We start from the raw sequence: 14,696 nt of genomic DNA on the forward strand, positions 1-14,696 counted from the left end.
GGTACCTTCTTTAAAGACGACACGGTCGTTGCAACTCCCAAAAATTCTGGGTGTTGCAACGACCGCTAGAACCGGCCACCCACCGTGGCCTGCCGTCGTCGTGCGTTGACGTAGCGCACGTCACGTCCTATGCTTTATGAATCGATTCAAGATGTAACCTTCCTCACGCTGAATGACCACTTTGTTCAGTCCTGGATGGGAAGAGTTCTTGTTCCTTGCCAATGACGCCAGAGGAGTACAGCGACGTGACAGTCACGCACCGGAGGGATCCCGCCCCCTCCCCCGAGCACCCTGCCGGGCCCGAACGAACCACCGGCCAGAAGGATCCGAAGAAAGCCGCAATGAGCGGTTGGATCGGAAGCGCGCTGGAGTATTACGACTTCGCACTGTATTCGCTGGCGGCCACGCTGCTGTTTCCCACCATCTTCTTCCCCACCGAAAATCCCACGGTTGGCATCATCGCCTCGTTGGCGACCTACGCGGTGGGGTACGTTTCCCGCCCACTCGGTGCCGTGATCCTGGGAGCCTATGGTGACCGGCACGGACGCAAGAAGGTGCTCGTTTTCGCGATGCTGCTCATGGGCTTCGCTACTTTTGCCGTCGGGCTGCTGCCGACGTATGGGCAAGTTGGCCTCCTTGCGCCAGTCCTGCTGGTGATCCTCCGCCTGATCCAAGGATTCGCCGTTGCAGGTGAGCTCGGCGGCGCCAGCGCGATGATCGTGGAGCACTCTCCTGATGCGAAACGCGGCTTCTTCGCGAGCTTCAGCCTGCAGGGAACGCAGGTGGGTTCAATCCTGGCTACCGCGGTACTGATTCCGCTTGCCGCCCTCCTCCCCGACGAGCAGTTCCACTCCTGGGGCTGGCGCCTGCCGTTCCTGCTCAGCGCCGTGGTGATCGTGGCCGGGTACGTTATCCGGCGCCGCGTTGAAGAGCCACCCGCCTACCTGGCCCACTCCGAAGACGCCAGCGTCAAGCGCCGCTTCCCGCTGGTGGACCTCCTGCGCACCCACCCCTGGGTCCTGGTCCGATGCATCATCATGACCTTCACCAACGTGATCGGCATGGCGACCCTCATCTTCGGTGTCTCCTTCGCTACCCAGAAGGGATACGGCATCGGCTTCTCCAGCAGCGAGTTCCTCTGGGTAACCTTGGCAGCCAACGTGGCCGCAGTGCTGACCATCCCCCTGTTCGGCGCCCTGTCCGACAGGATTGGCCGGCGGACACTGATGGTGGCGGGCGGCATTGCCGGCGGATTGCTGACCGTGGTTTACCTGTGGGCCATCGAACAGCGCAGCCTGCCCCTGGTGTTCCTCTGCGTGGTGATTGTGCAGGGCATCCTCTTCCAGATGTGGAATGCCACGTTCGCCACATTCTTCCAGGAGCAGTTCCCCATGCGGATGCGGGTCACGGGCTTCGCGGTCTCCCAGAACATCGGGCTCATGATCGCGTCCTTCTTCCCCAGCCTGTTCACGGCGATCGCTCCCCCGGGATCGGCGAATATCCCCCTGGTCATCGGCTTGACCACCCTCGGGATTTGCCTCGTCTCAGCCGTAGCAACCCTCATGTCCTCTGACACGAAGGGCAAGTCGCTGGAGGACCTCGAAACCCGCTGACAGGTTTCCGTGCACCGGGATCGCCGGAAGGGCTCCAGTTCGCTGGTCCCTTCCGGCGATTTCGCATTTCTCCGGCGACTTCGCAGTTAGTCGTTGACCAGCTTTGTGGCAGCATGACATACAGCTTGCAAAGCCCACCAGCAAGGAGAACGAGAGTATGAGCACCCCCATTAAGATCGCTGTGACTGGCGCGGCCGGCCAGATCGGCTACAGCCTCCTCTTCCGGATCGCCAGCGGTGCCCTCTTCGGTGCTGATACGCCAGTGCAACTCCGGCTCCTGGAGATCACGCCGGCGTTGAAGGCACTGGAGGGTGTGGTGATGGAGCTCGATGACTGCGCGTTTCCCGCACTCGACTCGGTCGAAATCGGCGACGACGCCGACCACATTTTCGACGGCGTCAACCTTGCCTTGCTCGTCGGCGCACGTCCTCGGACCAAAGGCATGGAACGCGGCGACCTGCTCAGTGCCAATGGTGCTATTTTCACGGCCCAAGGCAAGGCGCTGAACCGGGTCGCAGCCGACGATGTCCGCATCGGCGTGACGGGCAACCCGGCCAACACCAACGCCTTGATCGCGATGAGCAACGCCCCGGACATCCCCGCCGGGCGGTTCAGCGCCCTGACCCGCCTTGATCACAACCGCGCCCTTGGACAGCTGGCGAAAAAGACCCAAGCCAAGGTGGGGGATATCCGCAAAATGACCGTCTGGGGCAATCATTCCGCCACGCAGTATCCGGACATCTTTCATGCAGAAGTCGCCGGGCGGAACGCGGCTGAGGTGGTGAATGACCAGGACTGGATCGAGAACGAATTCATCCCCACGGTTGCCAGGCGGGGTGCAGCGATCATCGATGCCCGGGGTGCGTCCTCCGCGGCATCGGCAGCGTCGGCAACCGTCGACGCAGCCCGCGACTGGCTGCTCGGCACCCCCGAGGGCGATTGGGTTTCGATGGCCGTTGCCTCCGATGGGTCATACGGGGTGCCCGAAGGTCTCATCTATTCGTACCCGGTGACTACCTCAGGCGGGAACTGGGAAATTGTTGAAGGGCTGGAAGTGAACGATTTCAGCCGCAGGAAGATGGATGCGACAGCCGCCGAGCTTGCCGAGGAGCGGGCTGCCGTGGCGGAACTGGGATTGATCTGATTTCCATCAGCGACGTTCCGTTGGCGTGACCAGCCGTGCAAGGTCGGTGCCGGGTGCCGCCAGCCGGTCAACTGTGCTGAAGATGAACTCCTGCATAGCTGCTGCGGCTGCCGAAGGACCAATGTCGTCGCGTCGGGCCAGGTTGACGGTTCTTGTCAGTGAGGGATTGACCAGACGGGCACTGTGCAGTCCGGGCCGGCCGATGACTACCATTGCCGGCACCACTGCAACACCCAGTCCCCGTTCCACGAACCGCAGCACGGCGTCCATCTCGGCGCCTTCGACGGCGATCACCGGTTCCAAGCCGCTGGCGGAGAATGCCGCCTCGGTGGCCACCCGCAGGTCATAGCTGCGGTTAAAGGCCACCTGCGGAATGCGCGCCAACTCTTCCAGGGTGAGTTCTTCGTGCGCCGCCGATCCCGCGGCGGAGACAACCACCAGCTCCTCAGTCAGCAACGGAATCAGCTCAGTTCCCTTCACAGTGGGGTCCACGCCGCGGGTGACCACCAAAGCCAGATCCAGCGCGCTTTCATTCAGGGCATCAACAAGGAACCGCGAACCGCCTTCAGTGATGTGCAATTCAATTCCGGGGTGCGCCTTTCGGAAAGAGGCCAGCACATCGGCCACCAGTGAGACACACAGCGTAGGTGGGGCGCCCAGGCGAATGCGGCCCCGGCGCAACCCTGCGAGCTCATTCATTTGCTCCCGCGCGGTCTGCGCGTCGCCGAGCATGCGCCGGGCGATGGGCAGGAGGAGCTCCCCCGCATTCGTCAGGGTCGCCCCGGACGGTCCGCGGTGGAAGAGAGCCATTCCAAGATCGGCCTCGAGTGCGGCGATCTGCCTGCTGAGGGAAGGTTGCGCGAGATAAAGTTGCTCGGCCGCGCGTGTGAAATGGCCCACTCGGGCGATCGCCTCGAAGGTGCGTAACTGCTCCAGCTTCATGATCATAGCCTAAACGCATGATCTTCACTCAAATAATTCATTGGAGACATGAAGCCACTCCTCCTAGCGTTGACATCATGAACCTCAACTCCAATCCAGAACGACTCCTGTCCACCTCGGTGCTGGTGATCGGCACCGGCGGCGCCGGCTTGCGCGCCTCGATTGAGCTCGCCCAGCGGGGCATGCAGGTGCTGGCGGTGGGAAAGCGGCGCAAGCACGACGCCCACACGAGCCTTGCCGCCGGTGGCATCAACGCTGCTTTGGGCACGATGGACCCGGAGGACAGCTGGCAACAGCACGCCGCCGACACCCTGAGGGAGTCCTACTTCCTGGCCGACCCGTCCATTGTCGAAACAGTTGCCCGCAACGCTGCCCGCGGCATTGAGGACCTTGAACAGTGGGGCATGCCCTTCGCCCGCGAGGAAGATGGACGGATCTCCCAGCGCTTCTTCGGAGCGCACAAGTATCGCCGCACGGCCTACGCCGGGGACTACACCGGGTTGGAGATCCAGCGCACGCTGATGCGCCGGGCGGCAGAGTTGAACGTGCCCATCATCGACACCGTCTACATCACCCGGTTGCTCGTCGCCGACGGCACCATCTTCGGAGCCTATGGATTCGACGTCGTGGATGGGACCCCTGTGCAGATCCACGCCGATGCCGTCATCCTGGCCGCAGGCGGACATACCCGCATCTGGCGGCACACCTCTTCCCGGCGCGATGAAAACACCGGGGACTCCTTCCGGCTGGCTGCCCTGGCCGGAGCCCGGATCCGCGACGCCGAGCTGGTCCAGTTCCACCCTTCCGGCCTGTTGGAGCCCGACGACGCGGCCGGCACGTTGGTCTCCGAGGCGGCCCGTGGAGAAGGAGGCATCCTCACCAACGCCCTCGGTGAGCGCTTCATGGAACGCTACGACCCCGAGCGCATGGAACTTTCCACCCGGGACCGGGTTGCGCTGGCCGCCTTCACCGAAGTCGCCGAAGGTCGCGGGACCCGGAAGGGCGGCGTCTACCTGGACGTGTCCCACCTGCCACGGGAAACCATCATGGCAAAGCTGCCTCGGGTCTACCGCACCCTGATCGACCTTCAGATGCTGGACATCACCACCACCAAAATCGAAATTGCGCCCACAGCCCACTACTCGATGGGTGGGGCCTGGGTTGCCCCCGAGGACCACGGAACAGGAGTGAACGGCCTCTACGCAATCGGCGAGGCATCGTCCGGGCTCCACGGCGCCAACCGTCTCGGCGGCAATTCACTGATTGAGCTGCTCGTTTACGGACGTATCACCGGCGAGCATGTGGCCGACTACGTCCATTCGCGTACCCATCTGGTCCGGGATCCCGCCGCTGTAGGAACAGCCCGCGGGGAAATGCAGTCACTGCTCAGTGAACGCGGGACAGAATCCGCACGGCGGCTGCAGCGTGAACTACGCAACCTCATGACCGAACACGCCGGGGTGGTCCGCACTGAACAGGGACTGGAACAAGGACTCGAGAAGCTGACGGCCTTGGAGGAGCGCGCCCAGCTGGTCACCGCCCACCCGGACATCGCCGGGTTCGATGATCTGGCCCACGCCTACGACCTTCTGGGCTCCCTGCTGGCAGCACGGGCCACCCTCGAGTGCGCCCTTGAACGCCGCGAAACCCGCGGCGCCCACAACCGTGCGGACTTCCCAACGGCAGATCCCTCACTCCAGGGGAACTTTGTCTGGTCAACGGACGAGGGCGTCAGATTCGAAAGTCTGCCTCCGGCTCCGGATTCCTTCCGAGCCCTTGCCGAGGCCTCCGCGGACGATTCCGTCTCCGGGAAGCTCGTCGAGTAAAACACCCGCCAGCTGACCGCGGCCCTTGGTACAGGACGCTTACCGGGTGACCTCTTCCAGCAACTCAAGTACATGCCGGTACTGGGATCCCGTGGCCCGTGTCATGCCGAGCTCACAGGTTCTGTTGCAGGAGGCGTGGGCAGCAGCGTTCAGGTCCGCTACGTCCGCGGCCTGACGCGCTGTTGCCGACGCTGTCAGTTCCGGATGCAACATGCCCCTGTCACCGGCAAACGCACAACAACCCCAGTTCTCGGGAATGTCCACGCGTTCCGCCACTGCACCTGCAACCACGCCCAGCGCATCATTGAGTCCCATCCGCGTTGACGAGCAGGTGGGATGCAGCACCAGTGTTTGAAGTTTCCCGTGCTCGGGCAGCAGGGGCAGTATCCGTTCTGCGGCGAAGTCCACGGCGTCAACGATGCGCAGGGGAAGCTGGCCCTCGGCGGGGACGTCGGATTCCACGGCATGGCGGAGGCCCTCCGTGCAGGAAGAGGCGTCGCAGACGATGGGAAACTCGCCGTCACGGGTGGCGTGCCGGAGCGCTGCGACTGTTTTCGCTTCCATGGTTTCCTGGCCGTCAGCCATCCCTTTGGAGGACCACGGCGTCCCGCAGCACAGGCCGTCAATACCTTGTGGAACCAGGAGCGTTAGCCCTGCCCGGGCAGACAGTTGTTCAAAGCTGTACTGCACGCCGCGTCCGCCGGCTTCAGGTGATGCCCCTGCCGGACCGAACATGGTGTTTACGCAGGCAGGGAAATAGACGGCATCAACATGCCCCGAAGGAGCAGGGCGTTTCCGCGGTGAACCTCCGCCTGGAAGCTCCGTGGAGTACAGGGGTACAGCATCTGCCCCCAGGACAGCCCGCGCCGCTGTATTGGGTGGCTTGATGACGGCCGCTGGGAGCTTGTCCACCACGGTCAGGGCAAGGGCCGCCCCGCGAGTGACACCTTCCCAGTGCTTGGCTGCGGCGTTCCACGCGCCGTTGGCGAGTTTTCCGGCGTCGTTCTTCCTCAGGCGCTTCACCAGTGATCCTGTGTTGATGTCCACCGGGCAGGCGGTTTGGCACATGCCGTCCACGGCGCAGGTGTCCACCGATTCGTACCCGTAGTCTCGCTCCAGCTCCTTCACCAACGCCAAGTCTCCGGCCAGGCGCGCGGATTCAATGGCACGCAGCGTGACGATTCTTTGGCGCGGCGTGAGGGTGATGTCCTTACTGGGACACACCGGTTCGCAATATCCGCAGGAAACGCAGCGATCCACTTCCTCCGCTACTGGCGGGGCTGTCTTGATGTGCCGGAGGTGGGCCACAGGGTCCTCATCCATCACCACACCCGGGTTCAGCATGCCTGCGGGGTCGAAGAGCCGCTTGATGGTGCGCATGACGTCGTAGAGCTCCTCGCCGTATTGACGGCGGACGAACGGGGCCATGACACGCCCCGTGCCGTGCTCGGCCTTCAACGATCCTCCTTCGGCAAGGACAAGGTCCACCATGTCCTCGGTGAAAGCGCTGTATCGGTCCAGTTCGGACGTCGAGGCAAAGCCGTCGGTCAGCATGAAGTGGACGTTGCCGTCCTTGGCATGGCCGAAGATCACGCTGTTGCTGTACCCGTACTTGTCAAACAGCCCGATCAGGCCCCGGCAAGTGCGACCAAGCGCGGGCACCGGCACCACAATGTCTTCCAACAGAGCCGTGGTGCCTTGGGGGCGCGCGCCGGCCACGGAGGCGTACAGGCCTTTTCGCAGTTGCCACAGTTGCGCGCGCTCCCGCGGATCGGCGGTGAACTGCGCGGGGGCGGAAAGCCCAAGGCTCTGCAGGATTCCCGAGCCGCCCGCCTGAAGCTCCTCCAGTTGGCCGGCACTACCTGCGGAATACTCCACCAGGAGGGCGGCATTGTCACGGACCGCAATGTCATGCACGACGGCGGGAGTCCCCTTGAGCGCCTGGCCCACCTTGAGCGACAACGCATCCATGAGTTCGATGGTGGCGGCCCCGGTGTCAACGAGAGCGGGCAGCGCAGCATTGGCTGCCTCGAGATCAGGAAAAACCAGCAGACCCGTTGCAGCATGCTGGAGCCGGGGAATGGTCCGGAACACCGCCTCAGCCACGAATCCCAGAGTGCCTTCGCTGCCGATGATCAGGTGCGCCATGATCTCCACCGGGTTCTGGAAGTCGAGCAGGGAGTTCAGGCCGTAGCCCATGGTGTTCTTCATGGAAAACTGCTGCCGGATCCTCTGGGCAGAGTCGGGGTTGCTCCGGACCCGTTCAGCCAACCGCGCCAGGCCACGGTAGAGATCCGGCTCAACGGTGCGGAGCTTTTCCCCGGCGTCGGGCGCCCCGGTGTCCACGACCGTCCCGGAAGGCAACACTACGGTCAGCGACTCCAAGGTGCGGTACGTGTTGTCCACGGTGCCGCAGTTCATGCCGGAGGAATTGTTGGCTACTACCCCGCCTATGGTGCACGCCGCTTCGCTGGCCGGATCGGGCCCGAACTTCCGGCCGTAGCGAGCGAGCCTCGCATTCAGGGCCCGAACGGTAACGCCGGGCTGGACACGAACCCGGGCGCCGTCGTCGAGCACCTCAATGTCCCTGAAGTTCCGGCGAACATCCACCAGCACGCCGTCGGTGACAGCCTGTCCGCTCAAGCTGGTACCGCCGGAGCGGAAAGTCAGCGGCACGCCCTGGGCGGCGCTGGCGCGCAACAAACCTCCGACGTCGGCAGCACTTCCCGCTGTCACCACAGCCTGCGGAATCAACAGGAAATGCGAGGCGTCATGGGCATTGGCGTGACGATCGATGGCCCTGGTGCGTACTGCGGCGGGATCCTGCAGCGCGGCGCGGAAACCAGCAAGGTCAAGGGAAGCCAACTAGGGCACCATCCAATCGAGTACGGGGGTGGACTGCCGGAAGATCAACACGATACGATTGTCTAACAAGTACACATGCCGGTCAAGAATTCTTTGCTGACTTGTCTGGCACGATAGGACGTGGAGATCCACTTCAACCCTTCAAGGAGGCCTCGTTGCAGGGCCGAGTTTCAGCAGTTTCAATCGTCGACGCCATCGCAGCGGACCTCCGCAGCCGCATCTTTGCCGGTGACCTGGGCCCGGGCGATACGCTCACGGAAACGGACGTCGCCACCTCCTACGAGGTAGCCCGGCCCACCGCCAAGGCCTCCATTGAGAAACTCGTACCCGAGGGCCTGCTGGAGCGCGGAACGCACAAGACCGCTCGCGTTGTGGATCTCGGACCAGACTCCGTGCGCGACATCTACCTCGCCCGGGCATACCTCGAAAGTGAAGTGCTGCGGCGGCTCGCCCACAGCAAGACGGTTCCGGAGGGAGCAGTGCAGGCGAACCGGGACATCGCCGCGCTCCAAAGCGACACTCCCCTGGACGTGGTGGAACCTGACATGCGTTTCCACACCAGCCTGATTGACGCCGTGGGGAACGAGCGGCTCAGCCGGATGTACCGCTCGCTCGTGGGAGAAGTGCGGATGTGCATGGTCCGCGTCCAGTCCCTGCATCTCCTGGATACCTCGCTGATCCATGCCGAACACCAGAAAATACTTGAGCTCATCGAATCCGGCCAGGCGGACGCAGCAGCAGCCTTGCTGGACGAACACCTCGGCCGCGCGCGGGACCGCTTGGCCGAAGCCATGGGAGGGGACCCCGCTGCACGTCCGGACCCCGCACGTCCACGGCCCGGGCAGCCGAAGGGCTAGATATCGATGGGGCGCGCAAATTCGGGAGGGGTGCCGATCTCGTCGACGTGATGGCCCGTACATGGATGACGGGTGGCGGTTGCGCGCTGGATCCGGGTCAGATCAAACCAACGGATGCCGTCACGCAATCTGCACCATGCCACAAGCATCCACCGGTTACCGTTGAGAGCGAAGATCATCGGCTCCACCTCACGCCGCGTGGTGTCGCCCTTGGAATCGGTGTAGGTCAATTTTACGGTGACTTGGTCAATAGTGGCTTGCTCAAGCACTGACATCACCCGACAGTGTGGCGCCGGGCCGACGTCGACCCAGATTCGCTGGGACAGTTCAGCGGCTCGACGGCGGGCAACTGGGTCCAGCACGTCCAGCACTTTCCGGATCGCGGCGCGGGCCGAATCGGAAAACGGTGCTTGATTGCTCGCGGACACTGCCGCGCTGAGGGCCAACGCCTGCGCGGCGGTGAGATTCACCGACGGCAGCGACGACATTTCCGTCAGCCCGTAACCGCCGCCTGGACCTGTTCGCCCCCAGACTGGCAACCCGCCGGCCTGGAGCGCGGCCAAGTCACGTTTGACGGTGCGAAGGGCCACCTCAAACTCATCGGCAAGCTGCTGCGCAGTGCGCCCACGAGTGCCTGCCCGGCGCAGTGACTCAGTAAGGGCATGAAGGCGCGCGGTTCTGTTCATTTTGCCACTATCGCAGAAATAGTGACTGAAATAGTGACATGGGGTTGTCCGGAGCGCGCGCGAGCATGGTGACATGGAAACAATCACAACCACTCAAACGTCAATCGTTCTCGTCCCTGGCCACTGGCTGGGTGGATGGGCGTGGGACGCCGTCGCGGCGGATCTGCGCAGCCGCGGCCACCGCGTCACAGCAGTGACGCTGCCGGGCCTTGACCCCGAGGATCCCGAGCGGGCTTCAAGGACTCTGGCCGACCAGGCCGACGCTTTGCGCTTGGCTGTGAGGACTGCCGGCAACGACGGTTCCCCCGTGGTGCTCGTCGTTCACAGCGGCGCCGGAGTCCCCGCCTCCGTCCTCCTGGACCAGAACCCCACCGCCGTCACCAGAATCATCTACGTCGACAGTGGCCCTGCCTCGAATGGCTCTGTCGTCGATGCGTCCGTGCCACCAGATCAACAAGAAGTAATGCTGCCACCCTTTGACCAGCTGGGCGCGAGCCTCGACGGGCTCAGCAGGAGGGACCTTGAACTATTCCGTCAGCGAGCGGTGCCGATGCCCGCGAACGTCGTGCGCGCTCCACTGCATCTTCAGCACGACTCCCGACGAGACGTCCCCTCGACGATCATCGCCTGCTCCTATACCTCCGAGGTTCTGATGCAGATGGCGCGCGAAGGCGACCCCATGATGGCAGAGGTCGCCACCCTCCGTAACCTCGAACTTGTCGACCTCCCCACTGGCCACTGGCCGATGTGGAGCCGACCCGTCGACCTCAGCATCGTTATTGACGAAGCAACTGCCAAGGACCGCCGATGAAGCGGGGCGACCCGCCGTCGTCGCCCCTTCAGTGCGCGCAGGTCGAGTGCGACTCGGCCGGGATGCCGTGCCCAACACCGGCCGCTGACGCGGGCACCGGCGGATCGTCGCTGAACTCCCGGCGGGCGTCGTGGACTACGGCGCCACCGACGATTGTCAGATCAGCCCGCTCGCCGAGCAGTTCCGAGGCCTCCAGCGTGTACAGGTTGGCAGACCAGACCACGACGTCGGCCCTGGCTCCTGCGCGGATAACGCCCAGTTCGTTCTCGGCGTGCCACGCCCACGCGCCGCCTTGTGTATACGCACGGAGGGTGGTGTCGAGGTCGAGGCATTCATCGGGGGTCCAGGCCGAGCCGCCGTCGAGACCCGCCCTGGTGAGTGCGGTGTAGAAACCCACCAGGGGGTCCATCTCTCCCACCTGCCAGTCGCTGGAAAAAGCCAACCGGGCGCCCGAGTCTGCGAGTGACTTGAACCGCCACGCACGGCCCCAGCGCCCCTCACCAACGTTGTCCATCCACGTGCCGGCCACCAAGTCCGGGGAACAGTGCCGCGGCTGCATTGCAGGAACAACTCCCAACCGGGCGAAGCGGGGCAGATCGGCGTCGTCCAAACACTCCACATGCACAATTCCGTGACGGTGGTCCGTGGTGCGGTTACTGCGTTGGGCGCTTTCAATCGCATCCAACGCCATGCGCACTCCCCAGTCGCCGGTGGCGTGGGTGTGGGTTTGGAAGCCAAGCCTATGGAGCTCGCCCAGCATCGCCGTGAACTCGTTGGGTGGCATACTCGGGGAGCCGCGGTGCCCTGGTCGGTTGGCGTAGTCTGCAAGCATGGCGGCAGTGTGTGGTTCGATCACATCATCCGCGTACAGCTTGACCGGACCAAGCCGAAGCATGTCGTCCACCGGCGCACTGTCCACTGCCTCGCGCAGGTCCTTGCGGAACTCTGCGTCGGAACCCACGGGGTGGAAGAGAGCGGTGATCACGCGCGAGTGCATTTTTCCCTCTGCCCGGGCACGATACATAAGATCGAGCTCCGCCAAGGGCACCTGGGGTTCCACCACTGTGGTGATGCCGCTCGCTGCAGCCATCGCCAGGCTTGAGGTGATGCGCCGGTAGCGACGGTCAGGAGAATACATGGGGATATCGCGTTGCAGTCCGCGCAGTCCTGAGGCGGTCATGGCACTCGTGTAGAAGTCGGTGACCCACCCGGTCGGGTTCCCATCGGCATCGACTTCCGGACGTCCCCACGGGATGGATGATTCATGGGTGATGCCCAGCACTCTCAGCGCGGCGTCGTTGAGCCACACCGAGTGCTGGTCGTAGGTGGTGATGAAAACCGGGCGGTCCGTCACTCCACGTAGGTCCGAAGCATTGGGCCGCCGCCCTTCCACCACCGAATACACGGCATTCTCGGCGCAGATCCAGTCCAGCTCCGGCCGCTCCACTGCGTGTTCGGCGATCCGCTTCCGGACTTCGCCCAGGGAGGAAGCACCTTCGAGGCTAACGGCATCCGGGTCGAAGCCGAGGAGCAAGTGGTTGTGGCTGTCAATGATGCCGGGAGTCAGCAGGCGTCCGTTGAGGTCGATCCGATGGCGGGCCGCCGGAGCATCATCGTCCGTTCCCACGTAGGTGATGTATCCGCCCGTAATCCCGACGGCTTGGGCCCAGCCGGCACCATCAAAAGTGCGGACAGCCCCGTTGTGAAGCAGCAGGTCAAGCATTGTGGTTCTCCTCGTCAAGAACAGCGTCAAGCAGTAGAAGGTGGGTCCCGCTCCGCGGCCGGAGGTACAGGAAGTAGTAGGCGAAACCGCCGGTCACGAAGACCAGGGAGATGCCCAGGCTGAGCCACTGTGCCGGGTCAAGAATTGCCACGATGAACACCAAGCACAGAGCCGCGATACACACAGCCGGCGGAAGGGGCCACCACGGCATCCGGTAGCCGGTCCGGCTGCCGTTGGTGCGGCGGTGGTGGATGGCTGCCAACGCAATGAAAAGGTAGCTGAACGTGAGCGTGGAACCCGTAGCCGTGAGCAGGACGTCAAGAGGAACGAAGCAGGCCAGGAAAGCAAAGACGCCCATGGCGGCGGTGGCCGCGACCGGCACTTGACCCTTGGCACTGACGCGGCGCAGGCCGCGGGACACCCCGCCGGGCAGGGCCTGATCACGGGCCGCCGCATACAGCAGGCGCCCGGCTTGGAGAGTGATGGCAATGATCGCGTTGATGATGGCAAACGCCACCGCCAGCAGAACCAGCATGGTGACTGCTTCCCCGGCACGCTCGCTCAGAAAGATTTCCACGGGGAGTTCAGAGCCGAACAGCTCCTCTTGGGAGGACGCACCAAGGAGGATCGCACCGAGCGGGACGATCTCGACGGCAATGGTGACGGCCGCGCTCCAGATCACCGCACGGGCAAGGTTGCGCTTGGGATTCTTGGTCTCCTCCGCAAAGTAGACCGCTCCCCCGTAACCGTTGAAGGAGAAGATCCCTTGCGTCACGCAGATCATGAGCCCGGATATCGCAAGCGGCGCCAATGACCCCGTGTCGGGATCCAGGGCTTGGGCCGTAAACAGTGTTTCGACAGGACGCTCAATGTGGATCAGGCCCAAAACCGCCAGGAGCACAAGGGCCGCCAGCTCTATGAACAGAAAGATACCCGTGAGCCAAGCATTGGCCCGAATATTGAAGCAGGCGGTGATGGTGGTGAGAACAACTACGGCAAGCGCCGTCTGCAGTGGAGAGAGTCCCGCGATCGCTACTCCCAGATAGTCCGCTACACCCAGTGCGAAGACCGCCACGATCAGGGGCAAGGACACCAAGCTGATGAAGAAGGTGGCGACTCCGAACGCCGGACCCAAGGCCCTTGAAACGAGTGAATAATCGCCGCCTGCCACAGGATAGGCGGAAGCAAGTTCGGCATAGCAGAAGGCCACCAAAATGCTCACGACGCCCGCGATCAGGAATCCCCAGACGACACCTGTGCCGAAGGCTGTCAGCGCGGCGCCGCCAAGGATGAAGACGCTGGAAGCAGGCGAGATGGAGGAAAGAGTGATGAGGATGTTTCCGCCGAGGCCAAGGCTGCGGGACAGTGAGGCGTCATAGTTTCGGCCGGTCCCGGCGCCCGGGGGACTTGGGGGTTGCGCCGGAACGGAGGTGATGGGCTGTTCCATGGGGATCCATTCGGGTTGAATTAGTTTTTTGACGTCAGTGTCAAATAACTATTGGAGTGTGGCAGCTCACATCGGATAGTGTCAAGAGCATGGCAAGACCCAACACCCAGGAACAGCGCCGATCCGAACTCGTGGAGGCTGCCCTCAAAGAGGCCTCAACCCAAGGTCTGCGCTCACTATCCCTCACCGATGTCGCCAAGAGGGCCGGGCTGACCAGAGGGGCTTTGCTCTACTATTTCGACGATCTGGATGCCCTCCTCGTCGAGGCGCATCGTGCCGGAACTGAGCGGTTCTGCGACCACAGGGACGCAGTGGTGGCCCAACTTTCCTCGCCCGCTGAAAAGCTCCGGGCGGCCATCTCCGCGGGCCTGCCCAGCGGTCCCGACGACGCCCTCATGCGCCTGCTCTACGAATTCGACTTCATGGCCGGACAGTCAGAACTGCACGACACCTTGGTCCAGCAGATGTACCTGCGGCAGACCGCCACCTACCGGGCGATCTTCGAAGAGGGCAACGCCTCGGGCGCGTTCAGCATCTCCACCGACCTGGACCAGGCAACCATGAACATGGTGGCACTTGAAGATGCGTACAGCCTGCACATTGTTGCCGGGAACAGGCTCGTGACAGTGGACATGGCATGCGACGCGATGCTTGCCTTTGCAGAACAGATTGGTTGCCGCCCGCTGCCCTGATGCGTTGAGTTCCCACCGGGCGCCCGTAAGCGGTTTCTTAAGAGTCTGTTCAAGCTGGGTTCCCCGTTTGTACCTCATGCGGGAAAGCAA

Annotated in this window: 11 protein-coding genes; 6 read left to right on the top strand and 5 right to left on the bottom strand. The window is 63.4% G+C overall.

The genetic code is table 11. The features are described 5' to 3' along the window. The first annotated feature begins 245 nt into the window (after positions 1-245). Both WBN73_RS15895 and WBN73_RS15900 read left to right on the top strand, forming a co-directional pair. Positions 246-1,613, top strand: a complete 1,368-nt coding sequence (locus tag WBN73_RS15895) for an MFS transporter (protein WP_337340849.1) — start codon at positions 246-248, stop codon at positions 1,611-1,613. Positions 1,614-1,770: 157 nt separating this feature from the next. Continuing rightward, positions 1,771-2,757, top strand: a complete 987-nt coding sequence (locus WBN73_RS15900) for a malate dehydrogenase (RefSeq protein ID WP_280626421.1) — start codon at positions 1,771-1,773, stop codon at positions 2,755-2,757. 6 nt (positions 2,758-2,763) lie between these two features. Here the strand turns inward: WBN73_RS15900 and WBN73_RS15905 are convergent, their stop codons facing one another. Next, complete coding sequence (locus WBN73_RS15905; protein ID WP_337340848.1) at positions 2,764-3,705, bottom strand: LysR family transcriptional regulator; 942 nt, start codon at positions 3,703-3,705, stop codon at positions 2,764-2,766. 71 nt (positions 3,706-3,776) lie between these two features. Here WBN73_RS15905 and WBN73_RS15910 point away from each other — a divergent pair, with 71 nt between their 5' ends. Further along, positions 3,777-5,525: an L-aspartate oxidase gene (locus WBN73_RS15910; RefSeq protein WP_337340847.1), complete on the top strand. Its 1,749-nt coding sequence runs from the start codon at positions 3,777-3,779 to the stop codon at positions 5,523-5,525. Positions 5,526-5,564: 39 nt separating this feature from the next. On the opposite strand, the gene WBN73_RS15915 is transcribed toward WBN73_RS15910, so the two are convergent. Next, positions 5,565-8,390 (bottom strand): FAD-binding and (Fe-S)-binding domain-containing protein, encoded by a 2,826-nt coding sequence (locus WBN73_RS15915; RefSeq protein WP_337340846.1) that lies wholly within the window; start codon positions 8,388-8,390, stop codon positions 5,565-5,567. Positions 8,391-8,545: 155 nt separating this feature from the next. On the opposite strand from WBN73_RS15915, the gene WBN73_RS15920 reads away from it, so the two are divergent. Next, positions 8,546-9,247: a GntR family transcriptional regulator gene (locus WBN73_RS15920; protein WP_337340845.1), complete on the top strand. Its 702-nt coding sequence runs from the start codon at positions 8,546-8,548 to the stop codon at positions 9,245-9,247. On the opposite strand, the gene WBN73_RS15925 is transcribed toward WBN73_RS15920, so the two are convergent. Beyond that, positions 9,244-9,933 carry a helix-turn-helix transcriptional regulator gene (locus WBN73_RS15925; RefSeq protein WP_337340844.1) on the bottom strand — a complete coding sequence of 230 codons (690 nt, stop codon included), beginning with the start codon at positions 9,931-9,933 and terminating at the stop codon, positions 9,244-9,246. The two genes, WBN73_RS15920 and WBN73_RS15925, sit on opposite strands and share 4 nt — an antisense overlap. A gap of 73 nt (positions 9,934-10,006) precedes the next feature. Between WBN73_RS15925 and WBN73_RS15930 the strand changes: the two genes are divergently transcribed. Continuing rightward, the gene (locus WBN73_RS15930; protein WP_337340843.1) at positions 10,007-10,744 is read left to right on the top strand and encodes an alpha/beta fold hydrolase; all 738 of its coding nucleotides are present in this window, start codon (positions 10,007-10,009) and stop codon (positions 10,742-10,744) included. A gap of 28 nt (positions 10,745-10,772) precedes the next feature. Here the strand turns inward: WBN73_RS15930 and WBN73_RS15935 are convergent, their stop codons facing one another. Together WBN73_RS15935 and WBN73_RS15940 are read right to left on the bottom strand one after the other, a co-directional pair. Further along, positions 10,773-12,467 carry an amidohydrolase gene (locus WBN73_RS15935; RefSeq protein WP_337340842.1) on the bottom strand — a complete coding sequence of 565 codons (1,695 nt, stop codon included), beginning with the start codon at positions 12,465-12,467 and terminating at the stop codon, positions 10,773-10,775. Next, positions 12,460-13,914: an APC family permease gene (locus WBN73_RS15940; protein ID WP_337340841.1), complete on the bottom strand. Its 1,455-nt coding sequence runs from the start codon at positions 13,912-13,914 to the stop codon at positions 12,460-12,462. The genes WBN73_RS15935 and WBN73_RS15940 overlap by 8 nt, the downstream gene beginning before the upstream one ends. A gap of 89 nt (positions 13,915-14,003) precedes the next feature. Between WBN73_RS15940 and WBN73_RS15945 the strand changes: the two genes are divergently transcribed. After that, complete coding sequence (locus WBN73_RS15945) at positions 14,004-14,606, top strand: TetR/AcrR family transcriptional regulator (protein ID WP_207596123.1); 603 nt, start codon at positions 14,004-14,006, stop codon at positions 14,604-14,606. Positions 14,607-14,696: the final 90 nt, after the last annotated feature.

The organism is Paenarthrobacter sp. CCNWLY172 (assembly GCF_037402035.1).
Lineage (GTDB): Bacteria > Actinomycetota > Actinomycetes > Actinomycetales > Micrococcaceae > Arthrobacter.